Origin of the sequence: Peribacillus sp. TH14 (assembly GCF_016651145.1) — a bacterium.
GTDB classification, from domain to species: domain Bacteria; phylum Bacillota; class Bacilli; order Bacillales; family DSM-1321; genus Peribacillus; species Peribacillus butanolivorans.
Genome location: NZ_JAEKEK010000001.1, coordinates 2,298,581 through 2,313,928, shown reverse-complemented (window position 1 = coordinate 2,313,928; position 15,348 = coordinate 2,298,581). Strand labels below are relative to the sequence as shown.

At 39.8% G+C, this 15,348-nt stretch carries 9 protein-coding genes; 4 read left to right on the top strand and 5 right to left on the bottom strand.

Annotated features, from left to right (window positions below):
- Positions 1-557: 557 nt before the first annotated feature.
- A complete protein-coding gene (locus JFU50_RS11240; RefSeq protein WP_053348526.1) occupies positions 558-875 on the bottom strand; it encodes a hypothetical protein in 318 nt (105 codons plus the stop codon).
- Positions 876-1,417: 542 nt separating this feature from the next.
- Between JFU50_RS11240 and JFU50_RS11235 the strand changes: the two genes are divergently transcribed.
- Positions 1,418-2,311 (top strand): helix-turn-helix domain-containing protein, encoded by an 894-nt coding sequence (locus tag JFU50_RS11235; protein ID WP_053348525.1) that lies wholly within the window; start codon positions 1,418-1,420, stop codon positions 2,309-2,311.
- Between the two features lie 550 nt (positions 2,312-2,861).
- Here JFU50_RS11235 and JFU50_RS30740 read toward each other — a convergent pair.
- Entirely contained in the window at positions 2,862-3,059 is a 198-nt protein-coding gene (locus JFU50_RS30740; RefSeq protein ID WP_242489125.1) for a transposase, read from the bottom strand.
- A 168-nt stretch (positions 3,060-3,227) separates the two neighbouring features.
- Here JFU50_RS30740 and JFU50_RS11225 point away from each other — a divergent pair, with 168 nt between their 5' ends.
- Positions 3,228-4,853, top strand: a complete 1,626-nt coding sequence (locus tag JFU50_RS11225; protein WP_056524292.1) for a hypothetical protein — start codon at positions 3,228-3,230, stop codon at positions 4,851-4,853.
- Positions 4,846-7,818: a DEAD/DEAH box helicase gene (locus tag JFU50_RS30735; RefSeq protein ID WP_242485355.1), complete on the top strand. Its 2,973-nt coding sequence runs from the start codon at positions 4,846-4,848 to the stop codon at positions 7,816-7,818. The genes JFU50_RS11225 and JFU50_RS30735 overlap by 8 nt, the downstream gene beginning before the upstream one ends.
- A 641-nt stretch (positions 7,819-8,459) precedes the next feature.
- Here JFU50_RS30735 and JFU50_RS11215 read toward each other — a convergent pair.
- Entirely contained in the window at positions 8,460-9,068 is a 609-nt protein-coding gene (locus JFU50_RS11215; RefSeq protein WP_201222614.1) for a LysE/ArgO family amino acid transporter, read from the bottom strand.
- Between the two features lie 32 nt (positions 9,069-9,100).
- Here JFU50_RS11215 and JFU50_RS11210 point away from each other — a divergent pair, with 32 nt between their 5' ends.
- Entirely contained in the window at positions 9,101-10,639 is a 1,539-nt protein-coding gene (locus JFU50_RS11210; protein WP_309558298.1) for an aminotransferase-like domain-containing protein, read from the top strand.
- Positions 10,640-10,814: 175 nt separating this feature from the next.
- Here JFU50_RS11210 and JFU50_RS11205 read toward each other — a convergent pair whose 3' ends face one another.
- Both JFU50_RS11205 and JFU50_RS31410 read right to left on the bottom strand, forming a co-directional pair.
- Positions 10,815-11,234 (bottom strand): hypothetical protein, encoded by a 420-nt coding sequence (locus JFU50_RS11205; protein WP_057216029.1) that lies wholly within the window; start codon positions 11,232-11,234, stop codon positions 10,815-10,817.
- A 342-nt stretch (positions 11,235-11,576) separates the two neighbouring features.
- Positions 11,577-15,311, bottom strand: a complete 3,735-nt coding sequence (locus JFU50_RS31410) for a S8 family serine peptidase (protein ID WP_274607085.1) — start codon at positions 15,309-15,311, stop codon at positions 11,577-11,579.
- Positions 15,312-15,348 lie beyond the last annotated feature (37 nt).

Here is a 15,348-nt window from a genome sequence, read left to right as displayed (position 1 = left end):
AACATATTGTAAAAATAAAGTGGACAAAGTATCCGCCAACAAAAAAAAGATCCCCCAAGCCTGAGCCTGGGGGCCATCGAAGAGAGTCTTTCAACTCTCCTCACTTTAGGGTACTAGAAACTGATGTTTCTAATGAAAATCCGATATTCGGAACATTTTAGCATTTATTTTCAGTAGAATAAAACACGAAAATACACCTTATTTAAGCATTACAGCCTATTAGATGGTAATAAATTCTATTATACTGAGATTTTCAGACAAAAATATAACTATAGGAATATTTAAGTTTTCCCGACCCTATCTTTTATATACGGTCCTACTTATCCGTTAAATTCACGTTTTAGATGAAATGAAAAAGGGTAAAAACCCAGAAAAGGAGCGGCATCATGAAATCCAATAACAACAAACATCAATTCAAATTATTTGAAAAAAATACCTCAAAGCCAAGTGATAGAAAACGAATGAGTGACTTCATGAAAAAAGTGAAAATGAAAGCTCAAAAATCTCAATTAAACAGTAAAAACTCATGACACACAAATGCCATGAGTTTTTACTGTTTAAAATGCAATTTCATTTCCCAGATGGTTGTGCCTTACGCACTTTTTGATACCGATTACGTCCAAAAAATGTTGAATTTTCTTCATAGATGTTGCCTGATATTCATCTACTATAGAAAATTCTTTAATATAAGCGATTTTTTCCTGTATATCTGTATCTATATTATCTTGGTTGTATCCTTTTTCGTTTGATTTTTTGCATGTGTATACCACAGCTTCACCGATCTTTTTGGTTGCCTTATCAAAATAAAAAGAAAACACAATGGCACATTCTTCATCGTAAAAAGAGGGTTGAACTTTCATATTAATATCAATCATTAACCTTACACCTCTCTCCGTTTTGTTATTTATACTATAACAAAATTAATAAAAGGAAATAGGCGTTCCAAACTACGCTTACGTTTCTTCTACCCGTACCAATTGGACCTTTTATTCCCAATTCGTAGATAATTATAACTAAAGGAATATGCGCAAAAGAATAATCTCCAAAAGAACAAAAAAAAACATCTTCGAATGAAGATGCTAGAAAGAGCAAAATTAAAGTTCAATTCTTATTTATATAAGCCTGGAAGTTCTGCGTATAGGCCTGGTAATTCGTTTGGAACAATTACAAAAGCAGCGATGATAAGAAAAGATACGACTAATGCTTTAGTACTTTTTTTCATAGGTCAATCCTCCTTTTTTACAAAAAAATATTGGTTAAAATAGAAATTAATTCTATAGTTATATTTAACCACACTTCTTAAAATCATATATATCGACTACAGAATCTATTTAAACCGTTAAGGACAGGTACATACAGCTTTTACCGATTTTTCATAACAAAATATAACTCTAGGCATATTTTAAGGAGAATCAAAATGGATTTTTTTGCAGTTGGACAAAAAATAAAAGAACTACGCAAACAAATCGGACTTTCACAGGAAGAGTTAGCATCCGGTATTTGTACACAAGCACAGATTAGCAAGATTGAAAAAGGTGATGTCTATCCCTACGCGTCCACTCTCTATCTAATTTCTCAACGCTTAGGAGTGGATGTGAATTATTTTTTTGATATTGGCATGACCCCTAGACTGGATTACGTAGAAGAAGTGATCCATCAACTAAAAATAGCCAGAAGAACCCGAAATTATGAGGAAATGCAACAAATTGTGAAGACTGAGGAAAACAGTCCACTATTTCTTCAGAACAAAAAGAATCATCAGCTGATTCTTTGGCACAAAGGCATCTATGAATACGAAAAAAATAAAGATCTAGATAAAGCTATTGAATTTATTAAACAAGCCATTGCTATTACTCATACTACGGATAAAATTTATTCGGAACGAGAGCTCGAAATTTTAAGTAGTCTCGGAGTGATGTACGTTGCCGAAGAACAATACGAAAATGCGTTTGCATTGCTTCAGAAGGCACTTGATCATTTGAAAGCCCTTCCTATCCTAACAGATAAGACGCTAAAGACACGTTTATCCTATAATTTTGGTAGAGTGTTAACACGATTAGTCCGATATGAAGAGTCTATTACATGCTGCCGCGATGCGATAAAATGGTGCTTGGAACATGATCAATTATATGCTTTAGCCGATTTACACTACCATTTAGGCTACAACCTTGAACTGGTAGGTAACTATAAAGAAGCAAAAGAATATCTAGAAAAGTCTGCATTTCTCTTCACGTTACAAAAGAATCATACATTTGCTACGTTTATCAACAAAAGACTGGATAGTTGGAAGAATGAAATGAAAATAAACTAAAACTATATTAAAAGGCCATTCCCCACACGGGAATGGCTCTTCACATTTACGAATTCACAAAGCAAATACACAAGCTCTCATGTCCATATTCCAAAACCTGTATTCCTCCATTTCAAATTCCAAGCCAAAATGAAGTATAATAAAGAGATGCTTCAAAAAACCACTCGGGAAATGGGGTCTGACCCCTATCCGATTGCTCGAAAACCCTATACTTTCAAAGGTTTTCTGGTCTTTTTTACAGATGGGAAATAGGGTCTGACCCCCTCATTACGTATTCTTCGTAATTTTGTGGGGTTTGAAAGTAATGAAGGATTTGTGTGGGGTTGACGTGCATGTTTGGTTTCCCTATTTGGAAGGCTTTATAGCTGCTCCACTTATATTCAGCGGGGTTTTTGACGATATTGGCTTTTACAGGGTTTAAATGAATATAACGGCTTGTAGCAGTGAATTGTTCGATTGATTCGATTAAGACGGAATGATAACGGCCTTGGAAAAGGTGTCCATCGTGGTCATGACGCCTATTGAAGGAGATAGCATAGCGGGAGTTCAGCTAATGCATAATATCGCTGATGGGGTGCTGCATCGTTTCGAGGAGAAGATGAACATGATTGGTCATGAGGCAATAGCTATGAAGCTCGAAGAAATATTTTTCTTTCGTTTCCTCTAAATGATGCAGATAACGAAGTCGGTCCTTGTCGTCTAAAAAAATGTTACTGTGGCGATTGCCACGGCTTGTAATATGGTACATCGCACCAAGGTACCATATCCTCGGTTTTCGAGGCATAAAACATCATCCTTTCCTATTCCGGGAAATAGGGTCTGACCCCTATCCGGTGTTGTTAAAGTACTGATAGATCAATGATAATACAAAAATATAATTTCGGGAAATGGGGTCTGACCCCTAAAGGAGGAGAGTATGGAGCGGGAGTTGTTGTTTGTTGGGGAGCGACTGGCAGGATTTTTGGATGCCGGGAATTCGGATGATTCGGATGTGGTAAATCAAGGGCTTCAATTATACCGTCAGGGGCTTGTTGATCTTAAAGAGGAAGCGGTGGATACAATTACTGCTGAGGTGCAGGATGTCACTCGCTATAAGGCAAGGTTGAATCTTCTCTTCCCTCAGGATGGAAGCTGTACATGTGATTCCAGGTTTATTTGCCGGCATCAAATGGCAGTTTTCTTTTCTGCGTATTCGGAATACGCTAGTGTTTCCGATTGGCTAAGCGAATGGAACGCACCAAAGAATACCACACCCGCCCAAGCTTTACAGCAAGTAAAGCGGGCAAGTGAATTACTTAAACAAGTAGAGGAGAAATCCATTATCTTAGATAAAAGCTATCCATCATGGAAGCAATTCGTGAACGTTACCTTCACGGAACAAGTAGAGCCTCATTTAGGCGCACCAACTTATGTGATTGAAAACCATATACAGACCTACTTTAAACGTCTCAGCTCCAAGGCCCCCATGGAACGGGAATGGAAGCTACTTTATCATTTTGTTACACAATTTTGCACAATGCAGCTGACACTGAGAATGATTCAGTTGCATAAAAGTCAGACGCAAACGATCCGTGTCTTTTATGCACTGGCCGTCGATCTTGCAGAAGAGCTGCATGAAACGGTACAGCCGCTTAGTCGACAGGCACGTCCCTTCGCCTTTGATCCTTTCGTTTTCAGCATCAAAGAAGATGTAGCGAAGCTACTGAATGGCGGGGAAGGCCTAGAATATGAAAAGATTGATCTCTATCGGGAGATTTGGAGCTTTTTGTTCACCACGTCCTCATGGCGTAAAGAGGAACTCGAACGGGTCAAGAGAGAACTTCCAGAACAGTATTTAGGTACGACTGAGCGTACCTCCTATTCTCTAGCAGCGATTCACCTATCCCTGTTAGAGAATCAGGATCATCAGGCGATCGAACTTCTCCATGAATTGAAGAAGGAAGCCTGTCCGTATATCTTTTATTGGCTGACTCTCCTGTCTGAATCAGACAACCGTTCACGGGCCATTCCTTTCATTGAGTTCATCATCGCTCATGTACAGGAGTTTTTGGAGGATCTGTCTGATTATTATCAGCGGGTGGATTTCGTTCGGACCTTTACGACTTTGATTAGCAGCTGCTGCTATAAGTTAAAGCGGACCGATTTGCTTGAAAAATTTTACCGAGCTACCCTTCCACACAGCTATTGGAACTACGCAAATTTCCTTTTTGAACAAGGACAATATAAAAAATGGGTGGAAATGCATATTTACTCAGATATCAGCATTGATTTAATCAGCAGTGAATCCATTAAAGAAGTGGTCTCTAAGGAACCTGAACTAATCCTGCCCCTCTATTACCATGCGGTTCAGGAAAAAGTGTCCTTGAAAAACCGTCCTGCCTATAAGCAAGCTGTTCGCTATTTAAAAAAGATGCGCACTATCTATAAAAAGAGTAAAAAAGAAGACGTATTCGAACGCTATATTCTATATGTAGCCGATTCAACGAAACGGCTACGCGCTTTCCAAGAAGAACTAAAAAGGGGTAAGCTAATCGATGTTTAATCCAGGAAAATTAAAAATCAAAATAGCGGCTCTCGAAAACGGAACCTACGTCCTTGGTGTCGTCAATGAAGAGAATAGCTTTCTCAACACGAATTATATTCGCAGACTGTTATTTAATTGGGATGACGCCAGCTTTTACGGTACTAAAATGACGACCGATACGATAGAAGGAAATCCAGTTTTCATTCTTGACGCTTGGGGTCTGCTCAATTTTTTTGCGAAGGAAAGCTTTAACTCCTTCATTGAATGGGAATGGTCCGAGATTTCCTCTCTTTGCCTGTCTGCAGCACCTGTTCTCCATGAATCCATTGAAGCAGGGATTCCCGTACCGGATTTCACTAATTTACAGTTGGATTCAATCGGCTGGAAGCTGCCGGAAGAAGTAGAGGAGGAATTTGTTCCTTCCTTTTGGGAAGAAGAAATCTCCTTGGACCTTCCTACACATGAAATGGAAACCAATCGAACTTTTATCGAGAAGTGGTATAATGGTGCCGCGAATATGTATTTAAAAAACTACTCACCGATGCAGCATAAATGGAGCGAAGCTGTCGGAGCATTAAAGGATTCACGACTTTCTCCTGAAGAATTGCAGGCCTTTTTCGACAAAGACAGCTGGCAGGAGTGGCTCGGCGCCCAGCATGATCCTAAACCATTCACTATAGGCCTTCGGTTAACTGAGCCCCCGGATGGTGATGGACCTTGGATACTCGATGTCACCCTTCGTTCCAAAAGAGATGAGAATATCATCGAAACATATACAGGAAAAAAACTTCCACGTGGCTGGAATAAGTACGCAAGCGATGTGGTGCGTGCTACTAAACGCTGGCAACTCGTCGTGCCCTGGCTTGGAGAGAATGGGCGTCTAAAAAGAGAGCTTTCGGAAACCGACGCATGGGAGTTTTTGACCGATGCTAGCGAAAAATTACTGTTTCTTGGTGTTGAAATTCTTCTTCCATCCTGGTGGCTAGCCCTGAAAGAGTCCACTCTCAAGGTGAAAGCGAAAGTAAAAAGCCAATCGAATCGGGGCCCCTCTTACGTCGGCCTTAAAGCATTAATGGACTTTGATTGGCGGTTCTCCCTGAATGGTAAAGAGCTCACTGAGGCGGAGTTCGAGGAGCTCGTCAATGAAAAACGCAGACTCGTTTATATTCGCGGCCAATGGGTTAAACTCGACCCAGCTTTCATTAAGCAAATTCAGGAACTGATGGAAACAGCCAATGAAAAAGGAATTCAATTGTCGGATTTGCTGCAGCAAGAGTTATTGAACAGCACAGAAGAGGATGCCGATGATGATTCAGAAAACGACGAAATGCTCCGAATTCAATTTGAATTGAATCAGGAGCTTCGTAAAATGGTGGGAAGACTGCAGGAAACAAAAAACATTTCCATCCTGCCCATTCCTAAGACACTTCAAGGCGATTTGCGTCCCTATCAAAAACTCGGCATGAGCTGGCTGCTTTTTTTAAGAGAGCATGGTTTTGGAGCTTGTCTTGCAGACGATATGGGGCTCGGGAAAACCGTTCAGATGATTGCCTACCTACTTCATGTGAAGGACACTGAAGGAGCCCTTAAGGAGCTCCCTATTGCCTCGAAGGACGAACAAAAGAGTGAACCGATCATTGTCGACGAAGAAAGTAACACGGAGAGCAGCGATGAGGTAGAAATAATTACCTCCATTCCAGAACTTGTTTCAGTTCAATCAGCCCTTATCGTCTGTCCGACATCCGTTCTTGGCAACTGGCAAAAAGAATTAGAAAAATTCGCGCCCACACTTAAGGTTCATCTTCATTACGGATCTAATCGAGCTAAAGGTGAAGCCTTTGCTAAAAAAGCAGCTGGCCATGATATCGTTTTAACTTCATATGGCCTGACCCACCAAGATGTGGCTGAACTGTCTTCCATCCATTGGAGCAGTGTCATCCTTGATGAAGCACAGAATATCAAGAATGCCCAAACGAAGCAATCCAAGGCGGTTCGCAAGCTTAATGGCAGTCATCATATCGCCTTAACGGGTACGCCAATGGAAAACCGTTTAAGCGAATTATGGGCAATCTTTGACTTTATTAACAAAGGCTATCTTGGAACGCTTGGTCAATTCCAGGAAAAATATGTGGCGACCATCGAACGTGAAGAACAGAAGGGTAAAATCAAGGAATTACAGCGCTTGATTCAACCATTCTTGCTTCGCCGGACAAAACGTGATAAAGAAGTCGCTCTGAATCTTCCGGATAAACAAGAGCAAAAGGAATTCGTTCCGCTTACCACCGAGCAAGCATCACTGTATGAACAGCTAATCAAGGATACCTTTACTGATATCGAACAGCTGTCGGCCTTTGAACGAAAAGGCATCATACTGCAAATGCTTAATAAACTAAAGCAACTTTGCAATCACCCTGCTCTTTATTTAAAAGAGACGGAAAAAGAAAACATCCTGAAGGCACCTAACCGCTCTGGCAAACTTGAGAAACTGACTGAGCTTGTCGACGCTGTCCGCGAACAAGATGAAAGCTGCCTCATTTTCACTCAATATATTGGGATGGGCAATATGATGAAGGAATTGTTAGAAAAACGGTATGGCTTTGAAGTTCCCTTCCTGAATGGGAGTGCGAACAAAAAGCAACGTGATGATATGATTACTCGATTCCAGGATGGAGATTTTCCAATCTTCATTCTATCGTTAAAAGCAGGTGGCACAGGACTTAATTTAACAGAAGCAAACCACGTCATTCACTATGATCGCTGGTGGAATCCAGCTGTTGAAAATCAAGCTACAGACCGTGCCTATCGAATTGGACAACAGCGGTTCGTTCATGTTCATAAGTTAATATGCACAGGGACACTGGAAGAAAAAATCGACCAGATGCTTGATAAAAAGCAAGCACTAAACGACGAAATTATCAGTAGTGACAACTGGATCACTGAACTTTCCACAGAGGAAATAAAGGACTTAGTTGCACTTCAATAATGTACTCACACTCAAAAAAAACCTCTCACGATACGAAGATGAATGAGGGCAGGGTGTTAGCTTATTAAGACATAAAAAAAGGGAGAATACATATTCGAGATGTATTCTCCTTTTTTATTCAAAAAGCGCCGATTAATACTGCAATTTTTAACTCTTAAAAACCTTTCATAGCTAGCAAACTAGTCTATAACCTTCTCCGATCCAGTTTATTTAAAGCAATCCTTGCTTTGACCCTGTTCATTCATCAAAGAACCTTTCTTCTAATAGCGTAAGGAATGATTGCAACACGGGAGATACCCATCTGGATCTATGATAGATGACATGACTCTTTATAAATCCTGGTACTTCGATTGGCTTGAACGCTAATTGGTTTTTTTACAATTCTCTTTCACAACACAGAGGCACTAGTGGAGAAGAATATCATTTAAAAAGAAAGGGTTTGAGTTATCACCAGAAATGGAAAGGGAGATAATGAAAACAGATCAAAACTATCCTGTAAGGCTAATACATGAATTTGCATAGTTTTAACTGCAATAAGAAAGGGAAAATTGCATTTCCTCCTTAAATATAGATTATCCAACTGGGTAATCTACTTCTTTTCCAGATTAGTTTAGTTCGAATTCAGATGCCATTTATCTGTTTCAAAACATCGATTTCACCATATAGAGAGCCGTAATCCAGATGATGATTGCAGATGTTTTATTTAATATTCCAAGGAATTTGCCAGACGTATCAACCTTTTTTAGCAATCGTCCTGCAAGACATAATCCATGGAACCAGCACCATGATACCACGATGCATGTTGCCGTGAAAATCGTTTTATCCGTTCCGGAATAAACAAGTGAACTCGAACCGATTACACCTATCGTATCTAAGATTGCATGTGGATTCAGTAGTGATACGGATAAAGCAAATACAATTTGCTTTTTGGTGGACATCTGCATAGTTTGAGCATCTGACCGTGAGTTCGCTTTGGCAAACCAAATCTGAAAACCCATATACAATAAAAATATAACTCCGATTATGATTAATGTAAGACGCAACCAATCATATTGCATGACAATCAACGAAACACCTAAAATAGCTAACAGAATAAGTACTGTATCACAAATGGCAGCTGTGATCGTTGCAGGCAATGCTTTTTTTAAGGTAGGTTGGGTTGCTCCTTGATTAAAAATAAATATATTTTGCACTCCTAATGGCAGTATCAGCCCTAATGCCAATAACAATCCATGAAAAAATGGTCCCATACGAATACCTCCCTCCATTCATATTCAGTATAATGAAAAAAACAAAGGGATTGACCATCCATTTGGTTGGTTTTCAATCCAACCAATTTATAATGAATATAGAACATGAAAGGAGTGGTTTTCGTATGTTTATCGAATGGAGACCAAACCGGCCGTCCAACCAATCTCTTCACCAACAAATAGTAGATTGGATGAAACAACAAATTACACGAGGGGAATGGCCAGTTGCTACCAAGCTTCCATCACAACGCTCATTGGCCGATTCTTTTGGCGTAAACCGAAGTACCATCATTACAGCTATAGATGAGTTGATTGCAGACGGACTATTAGAAACTAAGGTTGGGTCTGGCACATTTGTTTCGAATAACACATGGAATGTGCTCGTCTCCAGCAAACAGCCCGACTGGAAAAACTATGTCCGGAATGGCCTTCATGAACCTAATTTAAAAACGATTCAGGACATTAATCAGTATGAAACAGACACTGCCATCATCAGGTTAGGCACGGGGGAACTTTCTCCATCTCTATTGCCTACAAAAAAAATCGAAAAGACGTTGCAATCCACTTCTTTTGATGCCCACTCATTAGGTTATTCTGAACCCAAGGGTGATAAAAGGCTTCGCCAATGTATAAGTGTTTATTTAGAAACAAAAGGGGTCAACGCAAGCCCCAGCTCCCTCATGATCGTTTCTGGTGGGCTTCAAGCACTACAATTGATTTCAGTTGGTTTACTTCAAAAGGGATCAATGGTTTTACATGAATCCCCTTCCTATTTAAATTCTGTTCATCCTTTTCAATCTGCGGGCATGCACTTAGTAGGCTTATCAAAACAAGGCCGAGAAAGTATTCCCACACAAATAAAGCGCATCAATGGAAGGAAGAAAGCGTCACTGTTTTATACTGTTCCAACGTTTAACAATCCAACCAATACTACATGGACAAAAGAGGAAAGACTAAACCTCTTATCCATATGTAAAAAAGAGCAGATTCCGATTATTGAAGATGACGTATATAGTGACTTGTGGTTTGAAAAGGAACCGCCGCTACCTATAAAATCCCTTGATACAGATGGCCTTGTATTGCACATTGGCAGTATGTCCAAAACATTAAGCCCCGGATTGCGCATCGGATGGATTGCTGGTCCAATAACTGTGATTGAACGTTTAGCAGATATTAAAATGCAAATGGATTACGGGTCCAGTGCTCTTTCCCAACACCTTGTGGCAGAATGGTTAGCAAGTGATCAATATTCAAAGCATTTAGAGTGGCTAAGGCATGAGTTGATAGTACGTAGAGATTTTACATTAACTCTTCTCAATCAATATTTTAAGGAACTGGCTGAATGGCAAATACCTCAAGGCGGATTTTATATATGGTTAAAATTATGTAAACCAATTGTGAATCCAAACCTTTTCAAGCAAGCGATAAAGGAGAACATACTCCTTAATCCGGGGTACATATATGAACCAAATAACAATACACATCTACGGCTTTCATATTCTTACGCCTCGGAGGAACAATTAGCTTATGGTATTCAAACCCTCTCAAAGATCATTCGGCGGTTGATTTAAATTCTTGAAGGATTCAGAAAGCCGACTCATCATGTTGAGACATAAATGGGAGCTGCCTGCAGCCCCATTCTTATTGACTGAACAATCAACAGGCAGTGGTAAGGAATCTTATCGAATTACTTTTCGAAAGTCACTAACCTTTCACTGCTTACTAAGAACTCTAAAGAAGAGGATATCATGGAGTAGTGGCTTTCCTTTTTGCGGCCCACTCTTTCGGCCTGACTATGAAAAAAGAATGGTAATTTCCATGATTGATCATTATATGCTCTAGAATTGTAGTAAGCGCCTCTCCCTTATTCAGCTGATAATCCTCTGAAATTTCCTCAATGGTGATTTTTTCTTGATGAGGGTCATATTTGATTGATGTTTTAGCAATACCCTTTTCAAATAGCGAAAGGGTAACCTCCTGACAAAGCGGATAATCTTGATAGGCTAAATCTGTGCGGGGTACTTTTTCAAATGGAGAATTAACATGTTGAAGTGCATCAAAGAAACTCGGTTTTGTAATTGATAACTGGTCACTTGCTCTTTTTTCAAATTTAATGGTAATTCCGCGACTATATACCTTTTTGTTCAAACCCCTTTTATAATTCATAGATACCCTCCTATTTAGATTGGTTCTTTATACCTAATTCCTTTATCTTCTATTATATTCCTGCCAGAACCCGAAAATAATTTTTTTATCTCATTGATTTCGATATTAGCATGGTGAAAATACCATAAAGCTACTGAAAGCTTGTCGAAGAAATATGTGAAGATTTATTATGAATTACGAACAAAAATACATGTTCTACATATTTGCAAAACATATATTTCTAAAATGGCAGTTGGAAGAAAAGCTGCTCAAACTTCACCTTTTGAAAATTCCACAGAAATTTTTATCATAGGTCTGAAATACGAAAAAACAGCCCCCTTGGATAAGAGGGCTGCCTTACGTTTATTTTTTGGCTTTTTGAATGTTAAATACTTTCTTCGATTCATTTCCGGCAAGATCGGTTACCTTAAATTCAAACTTATTGTTGCCTGGTTTAAGCGGTAGTTCCAAATCCTCTATCTTCTTCTTATAGGAACGCATTTTGTATGGTTCCTTGAATTCGTTATAGAATACTTCGCTTCCGTTCAAATAAAGGCGGATCTCATCGAAATTATCCTCTACTGTCACGTCCACTTTTGGATTTGACCCTTTGACTCCCACAGTTGCTGGCACACCTTTAACCTTTAAACCTGGTTTTGTTGTATCAACCATAATCGTCCGCTTAAAGGAAACCGTGTTATCCCATTTGTCTGTTGCTTTAACAGTAAAGCTTTGGACGCCATCCCCAAATTTCTTTTCAATAGAGAATTCATACTTATTCTTCGTTTTGTTATACGTTACAGGGACCTTTTTATTGTCGATTGTAAATTCCTTTATTTCCGACGCTTCTTCAATTTCACCTGTTATTTTGATTTTATTTTTATTGTTCACGCTTAAGGCTTCAGGACTTTTGATCTTAACAGCTGGTGCATTATTATCGATTGGAGCTGAATCAGTGGCCAATTCGGTTTCAGCTGCTTTTTCATTACCAGCGAAGTCTATTGCCACGACCTGTACCTTTTCCCCTCTTACATCAGGTAGAGTGAATTTTTTCGTATTCGCTGCAAGGGGCTCTTTAAGGATAGATTCACCATCGATTTGTACATCGTAATAGGCAAGTCCTGAACCATTTAAATTATCCTTACCCTGGATGGTTAATACCTTACCTATTTTCGAAATCTTAACTGTCGGTTCTAAGGTATCTACTTTGATAGGCATTTTATACGTCTGCCATTTTGCACCCTCGTAATCTATCATCGCTTTGATTTCAAAATAATAGACTCCATCTTTAGCGAGTGCATTATTAATTTTACCATCCCATTTACGGGCAGGATCAAGAGAGTAATAGGACCCTTTTCCGCCATCATAATAGTCCTTACGCACATTATTCTCTGTTCGAAGTTTCCGAACTGATTTGTTTGCACCATTCAATATATTGAATTCTACCTTTTTCGCATTCCTTAAGAATGATAGGATCGGCACGAAGTCATCCTGTGCTCCATCACCATTCGGGGAAATCGCAATATATTTACTATTAAATGTTTTTCCTGCAGGGTCGTACCCAAGATATGTGAAATCTTTATCTGCTGTCGAAACTCCTCCTGCCATGCCATAGAACGACTCTTTATCATACTTAGTTCCATCTAGGATCGGAGCCTTGTCCCATTCTCCTTTAAAACCTACATACGGAACATGGAGTTCTGGTTTAGTGTCAGTTGGATCCTTCAGTGTCACGAACCCTTCAACAAAATATCCATTTGGGAAGACCTTGTCAATGTCTACAAGAGTCTGAAGATCATCGCCAAGTACTTTTGCATTGGATATGTCCACTTTCACTTCAAATGTAACCGATTTTTTTGCAGGTACGGTAATCTTGTTTGTATTTTTATTATTGATTTTAATCGAAGCGTTCTGAATTTCCTGTGCCTCTAATTGGTTAGCGGAATAACCCAGTTGACCCTGGATAGCATAGTCTGTTTGGATATTTCCTTTTACATCATATTTGACTGCTTTGTTACTGAAGTTTTCAACCTTCAAAGTAAAGGCGAACTTATTGCCGATTTCCTTCATAGCAACCTTCGCTTCTTTCGTAAATGCCTCCGTCACGACAGCTGGTGTGGACAAAGCAGATTGTAGCTGCATGACTCCTGCTCCTTGCCTCCGAGGCGAGTAAGGATTTTTCCAACCAAGAGCATTATTGACGACACCTTGATCCGTTAATGGCTTTGAAGTATTCATCATCAGGTTCTTAGCCAAATTCGCCCGCGCAAATCCATTTAGTTTAAATTCTTTATCCACTCTTTCAAGAACCAGTGCAGAACCCCCGGATACATGCGGTGCCGCCATCGAGGTACCACTCATCATGCCATATTCATCATTGTTCAACGTCGAGTAAATTTGTCCACCTGGAGCTGTGATTTCTGGTTTGAAATCCAGATTCGGTGCGACACCCCATGAACTGAATGAGCTCATTTTCCCTGCTTCGGGATTTACAGCTTTTGTTTTATCACCATTAAAGGTAACCTTCACCTTTTCCCCTTCAGTTATGGCTGTTTTCAACTTTATTCCATCCGATTTCAACATAAACAACTGCGGAATCGTTATGCTTGGATCTGTAGCCATAGAAATATACCCATCAGCATTGTTAAAAATAATGACTCCTGCCGCTCCTGCTGCCTGAGCATTTTGGGCTTTTTCAATAAAAGAAAGCGTCCCGCGCTCAATAAGGGCAAACTTGCCTTTCACATCCACTTTCGAAAGCTCCCCTGGCGTCCCAAGACCTGCAACAACCAAGTCATATGTTTTATCCTTTAGAGCATTGGGATGTACGCTTGAAGCCGACATGAACGGTGCTTTCCCTTCCTGCCCTTTAATATCATAAGTAGCCGCATCTAAATCCATGAAGTTATTCTCGACGGATGCTACTTGTACCGAATCATGAGCAAGTCCAGGTGAACCTGAAACGCCGATATCCGGGTTTGAGGCCGTTGGGTTTGCAAACCCATTACCAAAATGAGCCGAGTTCCCTGCTGAAATCGACATGAGTATCCCATTATTCACAGCTCTCGAAACCGCCTGCTGCTCAGGATCTTCAGCTGATACAAAACCTGCAGTAGATCCTAGGCTCATGTTCAGCACATCTGCCCCAAGAATAATTGCATCATCAATTGCCTTAATATAAATATCGCCCCATGTTGTCTGCATAGCAGGATCATTCCCGAATACCTTTAAAGCAAGCAACTGGGCTTCAGGAGCGACCCCTTTAATGCCGCCATTCTCTTCATCCCCATTGGCTCCTGCGGTTCCGGCTACATGCATTCCATGCATCGAAGCCTCTTCACCAAGATCAAGGATTTCTTCATTTTCGTCCATGTAATTGTATCCATAAGGTACCTTCGCAGTATAATAGTTACCTAATAGATGGCTAGAATCCTTTATTCCACTAATTTCACTTTCAGTCAGTTCTGCTTTATTTTCATCGCTTAGAACCATATCACGGTGAGATGGGTCGATTCCAGTATCTATAATACCGACGACCATTCCTTCCCCTTTATAACCATACTCCCGCCAAGCTTCCTGAGCCTGGACAAGTTCTTTACTATAAATCATCTCCGGCTTTTCAACAGGACGTTCATATTCATTCGCTATATGTACTTCAGCAACTTCAGGCATGGCTTCGACTTTTTTAATTTCGCCATATTGAAGCTCTGCACTGAAACCATTTACCACTGTCGTAAAGCTTTCTAGTTCCTTGAATGCTATTTTTTTCTCTTTCACTTTATTTTTCACTTTTTTCTGGTTGGCCAACTTTTCGGACTTTAATTGTTGCCTCTTATTTTTAGATAGCTCTTTAAAAAGTTTCCCTTCCTTCGAAGCTATTTCTATTGCCGGGGCTTCCTTCATCTCTACGATGACCCTGACCTTCTCGTTACTTTTGTATTTCTTTTCCGTTTCGTTTTTCTTTAACTTTAAAATACTTTCCTGATTCTTCTTTCCAACGCTCGAACCGTTCGAAGGATCAGGGAGCTTGGCTGCGGAAACGGTTGCCGTAAATACTAATAGAAAGATTGCTAGAATGGACAAGCTACGTTTAATCAATGAACTTTTCCTCCTCTAAAATAATCAATTTTTGGAA

Excerpts from the sequence above, each read along its gene's own strand:
- JFU50_RS11240 (WP_053348526.1), bottom strand. The coding sequence starts at position 875 with ATGATTGATATTAATATGAAAGTTCAACCCTCTTTTTACGATGAAGAA.
- JFU50_RS11235 (WP_053348525.1), top strand. The coding sequence starts at position 1,418 with ATGGATTTTTTTGCAGTTGGACAAAAAATAAAAGAACTACGCAAACAA.
- JFU50_RS30740 (WP_242489125.1), bottom strand. The coding sequence starts at position 3,059 with ATGTACCATATTACAAGCCGTGGCAATCGCCACAGTAACATTTTTTTA.
- JFU50_RS11225 (WP_056524292.1), top strand. The coding sequence starts at position 3,228 with ATGGAGCGGGAGTTGTTGTTTGTTGGGGAGCGACTGGCAGGATTTTTG.
- JFU50_RS30735 (WP_242485355.1), top strand. The coding sequence starts at position 4,846 with ATGTTTAATCCAGGAAAATTAAAAATCAAAATAGCGGCTCTCGAAAAC.
- JFU50_RS11215 (WP_201222614.1), bottom strand. The coding sequence starts at position 9,068 with ATGGGACCATTTTTTCATGGATTGTTATTGGCATTAGGGCTGATACTG.
- JFU50_RS11210 (WP_309558298.1), top strand. The coding sequence starts at position 9,101 with ATGAAAAAAACAAAGGGATTGACCATCCATTTGGTTGGTTTTCAATCC.
- JFU50_RS11205 (WP_057216029.1), bottom strand. The coding sequence starts at position 11,234 with ATGAATTATAAAAGGGGTTTGAACAAAAAGGTATATAGTCGCGGAATT.